The organism is Erwinia sp. S43 (assembly GCF_016624745.1).
GTDB lineage: Bacteria > Pseudomonadota > Gammaproteobacteria > Enterobacterales > Enterobacteriaceae > Erwinia > Erwinia coffeiphila.
In genome coordinates, this window is sequence record NZ_JACVTX010000004.1 from 101,763 (window position 1) to 116,341 (window position 14,579).

Genomic DNA, 14,579 nt, shown 5'->3' on the forward strand with positions numbered 1-14,579 from the left:
AGCTGCCAGCCTGACCAATGACTGACGGGCAACACGGCTGCCTGAAACGTTCCAAATACGCTACCGCACCACGAGATGACTTCACGGCTTCAACTGCACCCGCGCGGTGTAAAAGCGCCGGCAGGCGAGGTAACCGGCCACGATAGTCGACAGACTGGCCGTCCCCAGCAGCATAAACGTCACCATAATCTGATACTTAATCGCCTTCACCGGATCGATACCGGCGAAAATAAGCCCGGACATCATTCCCGGCAGGCTGACCAGCCCAACGGTTTTAGCCGCGTCCACGGTGGGGATCATCGCCGCGCGAATGCTGTCGCGCACAATGCTGCCAGATGCCATCCGCGCACTGGCCCCCAGGCTCAGCATCTCCTCCACCTTTTGCCGGTTATCGGCAAAGCGCTGATTAAGATTGCTGAAGCACAGCCCCACCGCCACCATCGCATTACCCGCGATCATGCCGGAGATCGGAATGACCTGCATGGGCATAAACTCAATCGCCCGACTCAGCACCAGAATAGTTAAGGTCAGCGTGGTGCCCAACGTTATCGCCACAAACGAAATCAGAAAACCGTTATCGATCGCCCGGCTGCGCTTTTTAGCATTCAGCGCGGCATTCACGCAGATAAACAGCACCATCAGGACCGTCAGCCAGCCGTTGTCCAGTTCGAAAATGTACTTCAGCACATAGCCGACGATCACCAGTTGGACGATAGCCCGCGCCACGCTCCAGACAATGTCTTTTTCCAGCCCCAGTTTCTCTTTACTGCTGACCAGCAGAGCAATTAGCACCAGTACCAGCGCCAGGCCAAGCGACTCATTGGTGATATTATGCTGGTTCATGCTGCCCCCGGTTTTGCGGTGCCGACAGCGTCAGAATGCGCTGCGCGTTATCGGTTTCATGACGATCGTGGCTGATCCAGATCGCGGCGGTGCCCTGCCCGACCTGTTCATCAATGAGTTGATGTACCGCCTGCTTATTTTCCTCATCCAGCGCGCTGGTTACTTCATCCAGCAGCAGAATATCAGGCGGAAACTGTAGATTACGCAGAAGGGCCACGCGCTGTTTTTCCCCCCCGGAAAGCTGGTCGATGGTGCGATCCAGCGCGGCAGCCGGCAGATTCATCCGCTGCAGGCCGTCGATCATCGCCTGCCGCTGCGGCGGGCGCTGGCGGATCTGATACGGCAGCGCCAGATTGTCATACACCGTGCTGCCAAACAGCACCGGGGTCTGGAAAACGTAGGAAACCTGCTGCCGATAGTGCTCCGGTTTTAACGTCGCCAGCGGCTGGCCGTTGAAGATCACCTCACCCGATGACGGCTCCAGCAGCGAGGCAATAATTTTCAGTAACGTGCTCTTCCCTGCCCCGGAAGGACCGGTCAGCCAGAGAAACTCCCCTTTGCCCAGCGAGAAGGACAGCGGTGCCAGCAGGAGCTTATCCTGCAGCGCAAAGCTGACCTCCCGAACCTCCAGAAGGCGATTTTTATCCATCATTTAAATGACCTGCTAATTAAGAATCCCAAAACCCGGCAATCATAACGCCTTTAGCCGGTTAACGGTCTTTTTTGTCCGGCCAGAATATCAGCAGCAGGCCCGCGAGGATCAGCATTCCCCCCGCCAGCTTGCCCCAGAGAAACCATTCATTGAGCGAAGGGATAAGCAGCGCGCCCCCCCAGACCAGCAGATAGCTGAGGCTGAGCAGCGGATAAGCGCGGCTGAGCGGCAGACGCTTCAGCGCCAGCAGCCAGCACAGCATGGAAAACGCGTAGGCGAATAAACCGGCCAGTAGCGCCAGTGCGGGCGGTGAAAAACCGAGAATAGCGGCAGCGAAGTCCAGCGGCCGGGCAATAGCCGGCAGTTGGATCATCGCCCATTTCATCAACAGCTGCGCCGCGCTGACCAGCAGCACGCTGCCCAGAGCACATAGCCAGCCCATCAGGTATACCCGCCCATCACCGCCACGCCGCCCACGATCAGCAGAATGCCGCAGCAGTGGCGCAGCGAGAGGTGCTCATGCCACAGCCAGCGGGCAGCCAGCGCGACCAGGACAAAATTCAGGCTGAGCATCGGATAGGCCACCCCTACCTGAACCTCCTGTAAAACCCGTAGCCAGACCAGCATCGCCAGCCCCAGCAGCAGTACGCTCAGGCCAAGCCAGCGCAGCAGATGCCGCCGTGGCCGGGGATTCCCGTCAACTGCCGTTGCCTGCTTCTGGCACAGCTGCCCGGCACAGCTCAGCAGACTGACCAGCACGATCAGCAGAATATTCATGGTTGCTGGTGATAGTAGTAAAGGACCATCCGCTGCTGACGATACACCTCATCCGGTGCGGGCAGTCCGGGGTCAACATCGCGAGCGCTGTCGGTCAGCTTCAGCACCAGCGACACATTGCCGAGCCGACGGTGAGCGGCCAGCCAGTCGGCAAACCGGTCACGCGCCACCAGCCGGTCACGGCTGTCGGGATAGCTTAACCCCCAGGTCAGTTCGCCCGACTGTCCGTACATGTCCACGTCGCTGCGCTTCAGCTGCCACGCGACCGCCGAAGCCATTCCGCTGTTGTTAGACAAAATAAAACGACTGTCCTCCAGCTGCTTTTGCGTTGCCTGAATAAATTCCTGCGGCTGTTTAGAGCTGACCACCTTATCCGGGATAACCAATGCCACCGCCAGCGCAATACCGAGCGGGCACAGCGCGGCGAGCGGCCAGTTTCTACCTCGCCCGATAAAGGTGACGGCCCCCATCAGCGCCCAGAATAAAAACGCCATACCGCCCAGCGCCACCTTAAAGCCCTCGGACGGCTGGAACACCGGACGGTGAGAAAGGCCCCACGGCGAAAGCACCAGCCACACCGCCAGAGCGGCCAGTGCGCCGAACGCCAGGTTTATCAGCGCATTGGCACGTAACGCCCGGCCTCCTGCCTTCGCCGACTGCACGGCATAGTCAGCCAGCAAAATCGCCAGCGGTGCAAAGCACGGCAGGATGTAGGTCGGCAGCTTACCTTTGGCGATGCTGAAAAACAGCAGCGGCATCACCACCCAGCTCAGCAGATAGAGGCCACCGCTACTGGCGTTCCGTTCCCGGCCCGCGCGCAATAATGCCCCCGGCAGCAACCCCAGCCAGGGCAGAGAACCGGCAATCAAAACGGGCAGGTAGTACCAGAACGGCGCACTGTGCTGCGCATCTTTCTCGGCAAAGCGCTGAATATGCTCAACCCAAAAGAAGTAAGACCAGAAATCAGGCTGCTGCCGGGCAATAGCAATTCCCCAGGGAAGGGAGATGGCAACGGCGGCAATCACGGCCAGCGGCCCGAAGATAAGGACTTCGCGGAAGCGACGCTGCCAGATAGCCCACGGGACAATCGCCACCACCGGCACCGCCAGTGCCAGAAAGCCCTTGGTCATAAACCCCATGCCGCAGGCCAGCCCCAGCAGCAGCCACGCCAGCCCCCTCTGCCACTGAGTCTCCGCCTGCACCACCAGCCAGTAACAGCACATCGCCGCAACCAGCCACAAAGTAATCATTGGGTCGAGCACCGCATAGGTGCCAATACCGTAAACCAGCAGGCTGGTGAGGAAAACGATCGCCGCCAGCCACGCCGTACGCTGCTGCCGGACAATCTGCATTGCCAGCCACCAGACCAGCATGGCGCTCAGGGTAATCGAGAACACTGAACCGAATCGCACAGAGAAGTTGTTGCCGCCAAACAGCAGCTGGCTGAGGTTATTAATCCAGTATCCCGCTACCGGTTTCTCAAAATAACGCAGGTCAAGAAAATGCGGGGAAACCCAGTTGCCGCTGACCAACATTTCGCGGCTGATTTCCGCATAACGAACCTCATCCGGCTGCCACAGTGCGCGGTATTCAAGCGGGATCAGATAGTACAGGGCATACATCAGGATCAGGGAGAGGGTAATGCGCCAGCTCTTCATCCAGTCTCACTCAATAAATTGCTGGCATCCCAACCAGCCTTCGCGGCCGGGGAAGCTACCCCGGACAATGCTGCCCATCGGCAGCTGTGTAACATCTTCGGGCAGCAGCTCACCCAGCGGGCAGAAGCGAATGCCCCGCTCCCGCGCCTGGGTCAGGAGATCGTCAAACATCGCGCTGAGCGCGATGCCTTCGACTTCGGCATGAATGGTATACACCGGCACGCCATTCCGCTGCTCAATGATGCGGTCGAGAATAAAGTCATTGAACGCCTGGCGGCTCACCGAAGTCCCTGCCACTTCATCCCAGGTAGGTAACGTTACCGGAATCTGCACCGTGCCCGGCTTACCGTCCGGCAGACGTGGCCGGAACGGATGCGTACCCCGGCAGTCGCTGTTCCAGGCAAAGCCAAAATGCTCTTTAGCCGCTACAACCCGCCCGTCAGCACGCCAGCCCGCCACGGCAGAGCAGTTAACCGGCCTGCCGAGGATTTCCGCCAGCTCACTGGCACCGCGTTCAATCTCCGCATGCAGCTTCTCCTTCGGCCAGACGCCTGCCCAGGTTTGCCAGGCGAAATGGTCCCAGGCATGCAGCCCGATTTCATGCTGCTCCGCCGCTGCACGGATCAGATCCGCATGGCCCCGGCCAATATTGCGCCCCGGCCACGCGGTTCCCGCCAGCAAAATATCCCAGCCGTAGAGCGATGCGGCGTTGGAGCGCAGCATCTTCCACAGGAAACGCGGCTTCAGCAGCCGCCACAGGTGGCGGCCCATATTGTCCGGACCAACGCTGAAGAAAAAGCTCGCCTGAGTCTGCTGCTGCTGCAAGATTTCCAGCAGGCGTGGCACACCGTCACGGGTCCCGCGCCAGGTATCAACATCAATACGCAGACCAACGTTGATCATTCAGCTGACTCTCCGCCATCCACCGAATTGAGGAAGAAGTCCAGCGTGGCATCGATGGTACGGTTCATCTGCACCTCTGGCTGCCAGCCGAGCAGCCGTTTCGCATTGCGAATCGACGGCTTGCGGTGCTCAACGTCCTGATAGCCCTTACCGTAATAGCTGCTGCTTTCCACCTCGCGGAATCCGGCGAACGGCGGGAAACGATCGCGCAGCGGATGGCGGTCAAAGCTCTCCAGCAGCTGCTCCGCCAGCTGTTTGATGCTGGCTTCGTTTTCAGGGTTACCGATATTAATAATCTGCCCGTCACAGTTCTGCTGCTTGTTTTCAATAATCAAAAACAGCGCTTCAATGCCGTCACGAATATCGGTAAAGCAGCGCTTCTGCCGCCCGCCGTCGATCAGCTTAATCGGTGAACCTTCCACCAGATTGAGGATCAGCTGAGTAATCGCCCGCGAACTGCCGATACGGGCGGCGTTGAGGTTATCCAGCCGCGGCCCCATCCAGTTAAACGGCCGGAACAGGGTGAAGCGCAGCCCCTCTTTCTCGCCGTAGGCCCAGATAACCCGATCGAGCAGCTGCTTGGAGACGGAGTAAATCCAGCGCTGTTTGTTAATCGGCCCGACCACCAGATTCGAATGGTCTTCGTCGAAGGTGTCATCAGTACACATACCGTACACTTCGGAGGTAGACGGGAAGATAATGCGCTTCTGGTACTTCACGCAGTCACGAATAATCTTCAGGTTCTCTTCAAAATCCAGCTCGAAGACACGCAGCGGATTACGGGTATATTCAATCGGCGTGGCAATGGCGACCAGCGGCAGCACCACATCACATTTCTTAATATGGTACTCAATCCACTCCGAGTGGATACTGATATCCCCCTCGACAAAGTGGAAACGCGGGTGGCCCACAAAGCGGCTGATGGCGTCTGAACCAATATCCAGGCCGTAAATTTCAAAGTTATCATCCTGCAGCAGGCGCTCGGTCAGATGATTGCCGATAAAACCATTTACGCCGAGGATCAGCACGCGGGTCAGGCGTTTAATCGCCGAAACCGGCTGATTGTGCAGGATCGCCCCGCTGACCAGCCCCAGCGTTTGCGCCAGCTGCCGGCCCTGCATATAAACACCGCTGTCGCCCTGGCCGGTAACGATCTCCAGCGCGCCCTCGCCGGTGGCTACCACCAGCGGGTTCACCGACAGCACGGTGCCCGGCTTCGCCGCCGGGAAATCGTGCCTGACCGCCGACTGCCAGACGATAAATTTGCCGGAACCCACAAAGCTGAATGCCCCCGGCCACGGATCGGTCACCGCACGCACCAGATTGTGAATACGATGGGCGGGCAGAGTCCAGTCAATACGCCCGTCTTCCGGCGTACGACGCCCGACGTAGCTTGCCTGGCTCTCATCCTGTTCCCGCTCGGTAAAATCACCGCGTAAAATATCGGGCAGGCTGGCAGCCAGCAGCTCGGCACTGCTGAGGCACTGCTTGCGGTGCAGAGTAAGCGCATTGTCCTGCGGATCGATAGTCACCCGCTGCTGGGCGACAATCGCCCCGGCATCAGCCCGCTTCACCATGCGGTGCAGGGTCACGCCGGTTTCTTCTTCGCCGTTGACCAGCACCCAGTTCAGCGGCGCGCGGCCGCGATAGCGAGGCAGTAAAGAAGCGTGCAGATTGAATGCCCCTTCGCTGGCGCTGTTGAGGATCGCGTCACTCAGCATCTGGCGATAGTGGAAGGAGAAAATCACCTGCGGCGCCATCGCTTTAATGCGCTCAACCCACAGCGGGTGGTTCACATCCTCCGGGGCATAGACCGGCACGCCCAGCTCTGCCGCCGTGCGGGCCACCGAGGCGTAAAACTGATTTTCAGCGGCATTATCCGCATGGGTGAAAATGGCTTCGATCTCGAATCCTGCGGTATGCAGCGCGCGAATACCCGCGCAGCCAATATCATGGTAGGCAAAAACCACGGCTTTCATCATTGCTTATCCTGTGTGGAGTCGGCGTTGTTACTGACAACGCGCTGAATAAAATAGCGAGGGCGAGCGCGGACATCGTTGTAAATGCGTCCGATATACTCACCAAGCAGGCCCATACCTACAAACTGCGCGCCGACAAAAATAAACAGCACGGCAAACAGCATAAACACCCCTTCCGCCGACCACTCCGGGCCGAGGAACAGCCGCATCACTACCAGCAGTACCGCAATGGCAAATCCCGACAGCGCGATGATGCTGCCGAACACGCTCAGCAGACGCAGTGGCGTGGTGGTCAGGCAGGTAATCAGGTCGTACATCAGGTTAATCAGCCGCATAAAGCTGTACTTGGAATCACCAAATTCCCGCTCGGCGTGCATTACCGGAATTTCCGTCGCCCGGCGGGCAAAGGTGTTGGCAAGAATCGGGATAAAGGTACTGCGCTCGTGGCAGTGCAGCATCGCATCGATGATATGGCGTCGATAGGCACGCAGCATGCAGCCGTAATCCCCCATTGCCTTGCCGGTGGTCCGCTGGATCAGGCGGTTAATCATCTGCGAGGCAAATTTGCGGAACCAGCTGTCCTGGCGGTTCTGCCGTACGGTGCCGACCACGTCATAGCCTTCCATCGCCACTGCGACCAGCCGCGGAATTTCCTCCGGCGGGTTCTGTAAATCCGCGTCCAGGGTAATAATCAGATCGCCTGACACGTGGCTGAACCCGGCCATAATCGCCGAGTGCTGGCCGTAGTTACGGTTCAGCAATACCGCCACCACCTTACTTCCCGGCAGTTCGGCGGCGGCGGTCAGCATCTCCGCCGAACTGTCGCTGCTGCCGTCATCCACCAGCAGAATTTCGTAATCCACCGTCAGCGTGTCGCAGGCGGCCTGCGTCCGGCGGATTAACTCGTTCAGGCTTTCCTGTTCGTTATAAACCGGGATTACCACCGAGACCTTTTTAATATCCTGGTCTGTCATCTTATTTACCTGCAATCTGGCGCAGTGCGGCGATAACGCGATCGGTATCTTCATCGGTCATCGTCGGGAACAGCGGGATGGAACAAATGCGCGCGGAATTCCACTCCGTATTGGGGAGCATTAAGTCAGGGAAGCGTTCGCGGTAATATTTTTGCGTGTGGGCCGCACGGAAATGCAGCCCGCTGCCGATGCCCTGTTCCTTCAGGCGCTGCATCAGCTCATCGCGGCTGAGGCCGCAGGTTTGCGGATCGATGCGCAGAATAAACAGATGCCAGGCGTGCTGGTGCGGCCAGTCGGGCTGCTTCAGCGGCAGGAACGGCGTATCGGCAAGTTCAAGCAGATAGCGCCGGGCAATCTGCTCGCGGCGGGCGTTATGCTGCGCCAGTTTTTTCAGCTGCACCAGGGCAATAGCGGCATTCAGATCGGCCAGGTTGTATTTGTACCCTGGCGCGATCACTTCCGCCTGCGGCGCACGGCCGTGAGTCTGGCGATCGTAGGCATCAACCCCCAGCCCGTGAAACTTCAGACTGCGCACGCGGTCAGCCAGAGCCGCATCGTCGGTGACCACCAGGCCACCTTCGGCGCAGCTCATGTTTTTAATGGCGTGGAAAGAGAAAATCGCCGTTCCCGTCGCTCCCACGTGGCGGCCCTGATAGAAGGTGCCGGCGGCGTGGGCAGCATCATCAATCACGGCAATGCCGTAGCGTTTACCCAGCGCGTGAATCGCGTCGATATCCGCCGGCACACCGGCATAGTGCACGGGAATAATGGCTTTGGTTCGCGGGGTGATCGCCGCTTCAATCAATTCAGGGGTCACCATCAGCGTATCGCGGTCGACGTCGATCATCACCGGTGTGGCACCCAGCAGCGCAATCATATTCAGCGTGGAAACCCAGGTCATCGACGGCGTAATGACTTCGTCGCCCGCCTGAATACCCAGTGCCATCAGCGTGACGTGCATCCCGGCGGTCGCTGAACTGACGGCAATGGCATGACTGTTACCGGTTAACTGGCAAAATTCCTGCTCAAGCTGTTGATTTTTAGGTCCGGTGGTGATCCAACCTGAGCGCAAAACCTCTGCCAGCGCGTCAAGTTCTTCACTGCCCATCGCCGGGCGGGAAAAAGGTAAAAACTCCAACATTGATTAATCTCACTAAACAGTTATCACCAATAAGCTGGCAGAAATTAACCGTGGGGCGTGCAAAACCGCACCTCGGGAAAAGTGGATGATAGTTGGGATAGCCCCGTGAAAACGCCAACGGTAAAAACATCACCGTTAGCCACGAAAACAGACCGAGACAGTAACTCACTAACAATAGGCGAGTTATCTTAGCCTCGCGACTATACACAGAGCATAAATGAATTTTCTTAGGGGAAGATTAAGAACATCTGTCGGCGGAAGATTAAATCAGGTTGGTTGTCGTGCCGTTTATCTAAAGATGGCAGAACAAAAAACAATCTACCAGGATAAAGCTGAACTATAAAATAAACTTCATATTTTTGTCACAAAACATTTGTGAATATTGCGGCAGAGACACAAGCAAAAACAGGGCCACCCGCTAACTCAAGGTGGCCCGGCGGCAGATTACTTACGTGCGTCCAGCAGCTGGGTAGCATTTTCCGGCGTCACTTCGGTCCACGGCACGGAGTAGCGTTTTGATTTGCCGTCGTCCCAGGCCATTTTACCTTCGTACTGTTTCCAGATGGTCGACTGCGGCTGATAGCTGTCGCCCTTCACCGCACGCAGCGCCACGTCGATCGAACCCTGCATCTGCGCGTGTGCATCCTGCAGAATGGAGACCATCTCACCCGCCTGCACCGCACGGATCGCATCGGAAACGCCGTCCACACCGGCGATCGCAAAGTCTTTCACATTCAGATTGGCACCCTTGATCGCTTCAATCGCGCCCAGCGCCATTTCATCGTTCTGCGCGATCACGCCGTTAATCTGTCCACGGTGTTTTTGTAACCAGTTTTCCATCAGCGGCAGTGCTTCGGCGCGTGACCAGTTGGCCGTTTTACGCTCCAGCACCTTCACGTTACCGGCACCGCATTCGGCGATGGCTTTATCGTTGCCCTGGCCGCGCTGGATCTCACCGCTGCCGCCCTTCGGTCCTTCAATAATCACCACGTTGCCTTTGCAGTTCATTTTCTTCAGCACTGCTTTGGCTTCCATATAGCCGCCCAGTACGTCATCGGACACCACTTCGGAGGTCATCTTGTCGGTATTCAGGCGGGCATTGGTCACCACCACCGGAATTTTCGCTTCGTTGGCCATGGTCACCACGTCGATATTCGCTTCGTAGTCCATCGGGTTAATAATAATCGCATCGACGTGGGTCTGAATGGCGGTTTCCGCCTGGTTGTTCTGCACCAGCGGATCGTAACGACCATCGTAAACGGTTAACTGTACGTCACCGCTTTTTACCGCCGGATGTTCTTTACCGGCTTTTTCCATCAGTTGGACAAATTCCGCTTTCATTCCGTACATCAGCACGGCAATTTTAACCGGTGCGGCGTGAGCGGCCATGCTGCCCATTAACAGGCCGGAGGTCAGCAGGGCTATTTTCGTCATCTTATGCATTTTAACTCCTGGTTTTTGTAGGATACTCACCTGTTAAACAGGCTATTTATTTATTCCGCGAACACAGTTTTAATCGCGCTGTTGTTTACGCGACGGATCGAGCAGTACGGCAACCACAATTAATGCGCCTTTAATAATCTGCTGGTAATAAGACTGCACGCCGAGCAGATCCAGGCCGTTATTCATTACGCCGATAATTAAAATACCGAACAGCGTACCGACCAGCGTTCCCACACCTCCGGCCATGCTGGTACCGCCAATCACCACGGCGGCGATGGCATCCAGCTCGTAGGCTGCCCCGGCGTTGGTCTGCGCAGAACCGGTGCGAGCGGTGAGGATCAGCCCGGCAATCCCGGCCAGTGCGCCACACAGGGTGTATACCAGCACCTTAATTTTCACCACGCTGATGCCTGAAGTGCGGGCGCTTTTCTGGTTACCGCCCACCGCGTAAACGTAGCGGCCAAACAGGGTTTTATTCAGCAATACCCAGGCCAGAGCGAACAGCACCACAAACAGGATCACCGGCACCGGAATGCCCAACACGTAGCCATTGCCTAACCAGCGGAAGTCTGAATTAAGCTGCGAGACCGGGTTACCGTCGGTGGTCAGCAGCGCCAGACCGCGCGCCGCAGAGAGCATGCCCATGGTGACGATAAACGGCTGCAGGCGGTAGCGCGCCAGAATCGTGCCGTTCAGCAGACCGCAGACAATGCCGATGCCCAGCGCGATAATCAGCGGCATCAGCACCGCATGGGCGGTATCGCCAATTGCCAGCCCGGTATTGGTGGTGGCAAAGCGCGCGGCCACGATGCCGCTCAGCGCCAGCACCGACCCTACCGACAGATCCACCCCGGCAGTAATAATCACAAAGGTCATACCGATGGCCAGAATGCCGTTAATTGAAATCTGGCGCAGAACAATCAGCATATTTTCATTACTGAGGAAGTAATTACTGCTCCAGGCGCCTTTGGCAACCTGAACTTCACCAATTGCCGTTACCACCAGGCACAGAACGAAGAATGCAATAATAATGCCATATTTATGCAGGTGACGCTTATTTCGGGCGAATAAAGACAACCCAGGTGTCAGTGAATGAGTCGAGTTCATCATTTTTTCTCTTTTAAGCCGGTCAGAATTCAGAGGCCGGATAATTAACGGCCATTGATTCCCGCCAGATAGTTAAAGCGGATTTACACCGCCAGCTTCATTAATTCCGCCTGGGTAACATTGTCAGCCGATAATTCCCCGGCCAGTGCACCATCTTTAAAGACAAGGATGCGATCGCTCATGCCAATAATTTCCGACAGCTCGGAGGAAACCATAATAATTCCGCGATCCTTCAGGGCGAATTCTGACATAAAGCGATAAATCTCTTTTTTCGCGCCGACATCAATGCCGCGCGTCGGTTCATCCAGCAGCATCACCTGCGGATCGACCAGCGCCCAGCGCCCCAGCACCACTTTCTGCTGATTACCGCCGCTCAGATTGCCCACCAGTTGATCGCCGTCCGGAGTTTTGACGTTAAAACGCTGGATCATCTCGCGGGTACGCTGCTGCTCGCGGCGATCGCTGATAAACCCTCCCCGGCTGATATCCTGGAACGAGGCAATATTGATGTTTTCGTTTACCGAACGACACAGCACCAGCCCGGTTTCTTTGCGATCTTCCGTCACATAGGCAATGCCGCTGGCAATCGACTCCTTCGGCGAATGCCGCGCCAGGGTTTTGCCGCCCAGCTGCACCGTTCCGCTGTCGGCGTGGCGAATGCCAAATATCAGATCGAGAAACTCACTGCGCCCTGAACCCACCAGGCCATAAATACCGAGAATTTCTCCGCGCTTCAGCGTCAGGCTGATATCCCGCACCTTCCTTCCCCAGCTCAGGTTATTCACCTGCATCATCACTTCATCGCCGGGGCGATTGAACTTGGCGAACTCGTTTTCAAACTCGCCGCCGATAATGTGTTCAATCAGCTGTTCGCGGGTGATATCGCTCAGCAGGCCTTCGTGGATATAACTGCCGTCGCGGAAAATGGTGTAGCTGTCAGCAATCTGGAAAATTTCCGCCAGCCGGTGCGAAACATAGATAATCCCCTTGCCCTTCTGCGCCAGCCGGGTGATCACCTGGAAAATCTTCTGCACGTCCTCTTCGCCAATCGCCGAGGTCGGTTCATCCATAATGATGATGTCGGCGTTGGCGTGCGACAGCGCCTTGGCGATCTCCACCAGCTGCTGCTCCGCCACGCTGAGATTGCGCATCTTCTCGGTCGGCGACAGGGTGAAGTGCAGATCCGCCAGCAGATCGGCGGTCTGCTGATTCATCCGGCGGAAATCCACAAAACCAAAGCGGCGCGGCTCGCGTCCCAGCCAGATATTTTCGGCTACGGTCAGGTCAGCAATGGTGCTGAGTTCCTGCTGGACGATAGCAATGCCGGCCGCCAGCGCCTCTTTCGGATGAGAGAACTCACAGCGCTTGCCGTTGATAAAGATATCGCCGCTGTCGGGTTGAACAAACCCCATCAGAATGCTGAGAAACGTCGATTTCCCCGCGCCGTTGCCGCCGCACAGGGCGTGGATCGATCCCCGCCGCAGGCAGAATTCAGCATTCTTCAGCGCCACTACCGGCCCGAAGCTCTTCTTCACGCCGCTGACCTCCAGCAGATAAGCGGACTGCTCTCCTCCGGCTGACTGACTCATAAACTCACCTCGTACTCTTTGTGCAGTAAATGCAGGTAGCGCTGATAGAGATCGGCATAGCGGCGTGTGCGATCAGCGTCAGGCTGCGCGCGGCTGCTTTCGTCCAGCCGCACAAACTGCTGGCTCAGTTCGGCAAGCAGCGCGGCCGGGGAGCACTCGCTACCGCCGTGCAGCCGATGGCACCAGATGGCCTGGATCGCCGCGCCCAGCGCCGCACTCTCTTTTTCATGCAGGCACACCACCGGGCAGCCCATCACGTCGGCGACAATCTGCCGCCAGCGCGGGCTGTTAGCCCCGCCGCCGGTCAGACGGATCTCACCCACCGCCACGCCCTGCTGGCGGAACAGATCCAGCCCGAAGCGCAGGCCGTAGGTCGCCCCTTCCACCACCGCCAGACAGAGGTTCGCCGGGGTCAGATTATCGCTGTCCAGATTGTGCAGACTGGCTTTCGCCGCCGGCAGTTCCGGAACGCGCTCGCCGTTGAAGAACGGCAGCAGCAGCATCCCGCCCGCGCCCGGCTCCGCCTGTTCCAGCGCCTGGTTAAACGATGCCAGGTCCTGATTCAGCAGATGCTGTACGGTGGTCGTCGCCGAGGTCACATTCATGGTACAAATCAGCGGCAGCCAGCCGTTGGTACTGGAGCAGAATCCGGCGATCATCGCGGAATCCGCCACCACGGGGCTGTCAGAACAGGCAAACAGCGTACCGGATGTGCCAAGGCTCATGGTCAGTATCCCGGGCTGGATATTGCCCGTACCGATAGCCGCCATCATATTGTCACCGCCGCCGCTGGCCACCAGCGTACCCGGACGCAGACCCAGTGCAGCCATCGCCCGTTCGCACACTGTGCCCACCGGCCGTTCGGCTGAAATCAGCGGCGGCAGCGCATTCCACAGGCGGCCGCTGTCGTCGATCAGTTCCACCGTGTGGCGATCCCAGCAGCGCTGGCGGATATCAAACAGTCCGCTGCCGGAAGCATCGCCGTACTCGGCGCAGCGCACATCGGTCAGCCAGAAGTTCAGATAATCGTGCGGAAGCAGCACCGTTGCCAGCCGCTGCCACAGTTCAGGATGCTGCTGTTTAAACCAGACGATTTTTGAGGCGGTATAGCCGGTGGCGACCGTCAGTCCAAGCCGATCCAGTGAGCCCTGTTCTCCACCCAGCTGTTCCAGCAGCCAGGCGTTTTCATCGGCGGTACTGGTGTCGCACCACAGTTTGACCGCGTGCAGCACCTCTCCGGCATCATCCAGCGCCACGAAACCGTGCTGCTGGCCGGAAACCGACAGTGCAGCAATCTGCTGCGGGTCCACGCCCGCTGCCACCGTTGCCTGCTTAAAGGCAGCGATCAGTGCGTCAGTCCACCATTCAGCCTGCTGCTCGCGCCGCCCGGATGAATCACTGATCAGCTGATGTGACGCGCTACCGCTACCGAGGAGAGTCCCGCTCTGGTCATCAACAATCACCACTTTGGTACCCTGGGTACCGCAGTCAATGCCCGCATACAGCGCCATGA

13 protein-coding genes are annotated in these 14,579 nt (G+C 57.8%); all 13 read right to left on the minus strand.

Annotated features, from left to right (window positions below):
* Positions 1–81: 81 nt before the first annotated feature.
* The 13 genes from fetB to xylB all read right to left on the minus strand — a co-directional run bounded on the left by fetB (position 82) and on the right by xylB (position 14,577).
* Positions 82–843 (minus strand): iron export ABC transporter permease subunit FetB, encoded by a 762-nt coding sequence (fetB, locus tag IBT47_RS06740; protein WP_105591003.1) that lies wholly within the window; start codon positions 841–843, stop codon positions 82–84.
* On the minus strand, positions 830–1,495 hold the full coding sequence (gene fetA, locus IBT47_RS06745; RefSeq protein ID WP_200559860.1) for an iron ABC transporter ATP-binding protein FetA: 666 nt from the start codon (positions 1,493–1,495) through the stop codon (positions 830–832). Before fetA ends, fetB begins: the two co-directional genes overlap by 14 nt.
* A gap of 58 nt (positions 1,496–1,553) precedes the next feature.
* Positions 1,554–1,937 carry a 4-amino-4-deoxy-L-arabinose-phosphoundecaprenol flippase subunit ArnF gene (gene arnF, locus IBT47_RS06750; RefSeq protein WP_200559861.1) on the minus strand — a complete coding sequence of 128 codons (384 nt, stop codon included), beginning with the start codon at positions 1,935–1,937 and terminating at the stop codon, positions 1,554–1,556.
* Entirely contained in the window at positions 1,937–2,272 is a 336-nt protein-coding gene (arnE, locus tag IBT47_RS06755) for a 4-amino-4-deoxy-L-arabinose-phosphoundecaprenol flippase subunit ArnE (RefSeq protein ID WP_200559862.1), read from the minus strand. Before arnE ends, arnF begins: the two co-directional genes overlap by 1 nt.
* Positions 2,269–3,930 (minus strand): lipid IV(A) 4-amino-4-deoxy-L-arabinosyltransferase, encoded by a 1,662-nt coding sequence (gene arnT, locus IBT47_RS06760; RefSeq protein WP_200559863.1) that lies wholly within the window; start codon positions 3,928–3,930, stop codon positions 2,269–2,271. The genes arnE and arnT overlap by 4 nt, the downstream gene beginning before the upstream one ends.
* A 6-nt stretch (positions 3,931–3,936) precedes the next feature.
* Entirely contained in the window at positions 3,937–4,833 is an 897-nt protein-coding gene (arnD, locus tag IBT47_RS06765) for a 4-deoxy-4-formamido-L-arabinose-phosphoundecaprenol deformylase (protein WP_200559864.1), read from the minus strand.
* Entirely contained in the window at positions 4,830–6,812 is a 1,983-nt protein-coding gene (arnA, locus tag IBT47_RS06770; RefSeq protein WP_200560054.1) for a bifunctional UDP-4-amino-4-deoxy-L-arabinose formyltransferase/UDP-glucuronic acid oxidase ArnA, read from the minus strand. Before arnA ends, arnD begins: the two co-directional genes overlap by 4 nt.
* Positions 6,812–7,786 (minus strand): undecaprenyl-phosphate 4-deoxy-4-formamido-L-arabinose transferase, encoded by a 975-nt coding sequence (gene arnC, locus IBT47_RS06775; protein WP_200559865.1) that lies wholly within the window; start codon positions 7,784–7,786, stop codon positions 6,812–6,814. The genes arnA and arnC overlap by 1 nt, the downstream gene beginning before the upstream one ends.
* Before the next feature lies 1 nt (position 7,787).
* Complete coding sequence (arnB, locus tag IBT47_RS06780) at positions 7,788–8,927, minus strand: UDP-4-amino-4-deoxy-L-arabinose aminotransferase (protein ID WP_200559866.1); 1,140 nt, start codon at positions 8,925–8,927, stop codon at positions 7,788–7,790.
* Positions 8,928–9,371: 444 nt separating this feature from the next.
* Positions 9,372–10,361: a substrate-binding domain-containing protein gene (locus IBT47_RS06785; protein ID WP_370569866.1), complete on the minus strand. Its 990-nt coding sequence runs from the start codon at positions 10,359–10,361 to the stop codon at positions 9,372–9,374.
* A 78-nt stretch (positions 10,362–10,439) separates the two neighbouring features.
* The gene (locus IBT47_RS06790) at positions 10,440–11,477 is read right to left on the minus strand and encodes an ABC transporter permease (RefSeq protein WP_105590994.1); all 1,038 of its coding nucleotides are present in this window, start codon (positions 11,475–11,477) and stop codon (positions 10,440–10,442) included.
* An 83-nt stretch (positions 11,478–11,560) separates the two neighbouring features.
* Positions 11,561–13,066, minus strand: coding sequence for a sugar ABC transporter ATP-binding protein (locus tag IBT47_RS06795; protein ID WP_200547331.1), 1,506 nt, complete (start codon positions 13,064–13,066; stop codon positions 11,561–11,563).
* Positions 13,063–14,577 (minus strand): xylulokinase, encoded by a 1,515-nt coding sequence (xylB, locus tag IBT47_RS06800; RefSeq protein ID WP_200559868.1) that lies wholly within the window; start codon positions 14,575–14,577, stop codon positions 13,063–13,065. The genes IBT47_RS06795 and xylB overlap by 4 nt, the downstream gene beginning before the upstream one ends.
* Between the last annotated feature and the right edge of the window lie 2 nt (positions 14,578–14,579).

Bases quoted from the DNA above. Each gene is read 5' to 3' on its own strand.
- fetB (WP_105591003.1), bottom strand. From the start codon at position 843: ATGAACCAGCATAATATCACCAATGAGTCGCTTGGCCTGGCGCTGGTA.
- fetA (WP_200559860.1), bottom strand. From the start codon at position 1,495: ATGATGGATAAAAATCGCCTTCTGGAGGTTCGGGAGGTCAGCTTTGCG.
- arnF (WP_200559861.1), bottom strand. From the start codon at position 1,937: ATGGGCTGGCTATGTGCTCTGGGCAGCGTGCTGCTGGTCAGCGCGGCG.
- arnE (WP_200559862.1), bottom strand. From the start codon at position 2,272: ATGAATATTCTGCTGATCGTGCTGGTCAGTCTGCTGAGCTGTGCCGGG.
- arnT (WP_200559863.1), bottom strand. From the start codon at position 3,930: ATGAAGAGCTGGCGCATTACCCTCTCCCTGATCCTGATGTATGCCCTG.
- arnD (WP_200559864.1), bottom strand. From the start codon at position 4,833: ATGATCAACGTTGGTCTGCGTATTGATGTTGATACCTGGCGCGGGACC.
- arnA (WP_200560054.1), bottom strand. From the start codon at position 6,812: ATGAAAGCCGTGGTTTTTGCCTACCATGATATTGGCTGCGCGGGTATT.
- arnC (WP_200559865.1), bottom strand. From the start codon at position 7,786: ATGACAGACCAGGATATTAAAAAGGTCTCGGTGGTAATCCCGGTTTAT.
- arnB (WP_200559866.1), bottom strand. From the start codon at position 8,927: ATGTTGGAGTTTTTACCTTTTTCCCGCCCGGCGATGGGCAGTGAAGAA.
- IBT47_RS06785 (WP_370569866.1), bottom strand. From the start codon at position 10,361: ATGACGAAAATAGCCCTGCTGACCTCCGGCCTGTTAATGGGCAGCATG.
- IBT47_RS06790 (WP_105590994.1), bottom strand. From the start codon at position 11,477: ATGAACTCGACTCATTCACTGACACCTGGGTTGTCTTTATTCGCCCGA.
- IBT47_RS06795 (WP_200547331.1), bottom strand. From the start codon at position 13,066: ATGAGTCAGTCAGCCGGAGGAGAGCAGTCCGCTTATCTGCTGGAGGTC.
- xylB (WP_200559868.1), bottom strand. From the start codon at position 14,577: ATGGCGCTGTATGCGGGCATTGACTGCGGTACCCAGGGTACCAAAGTG.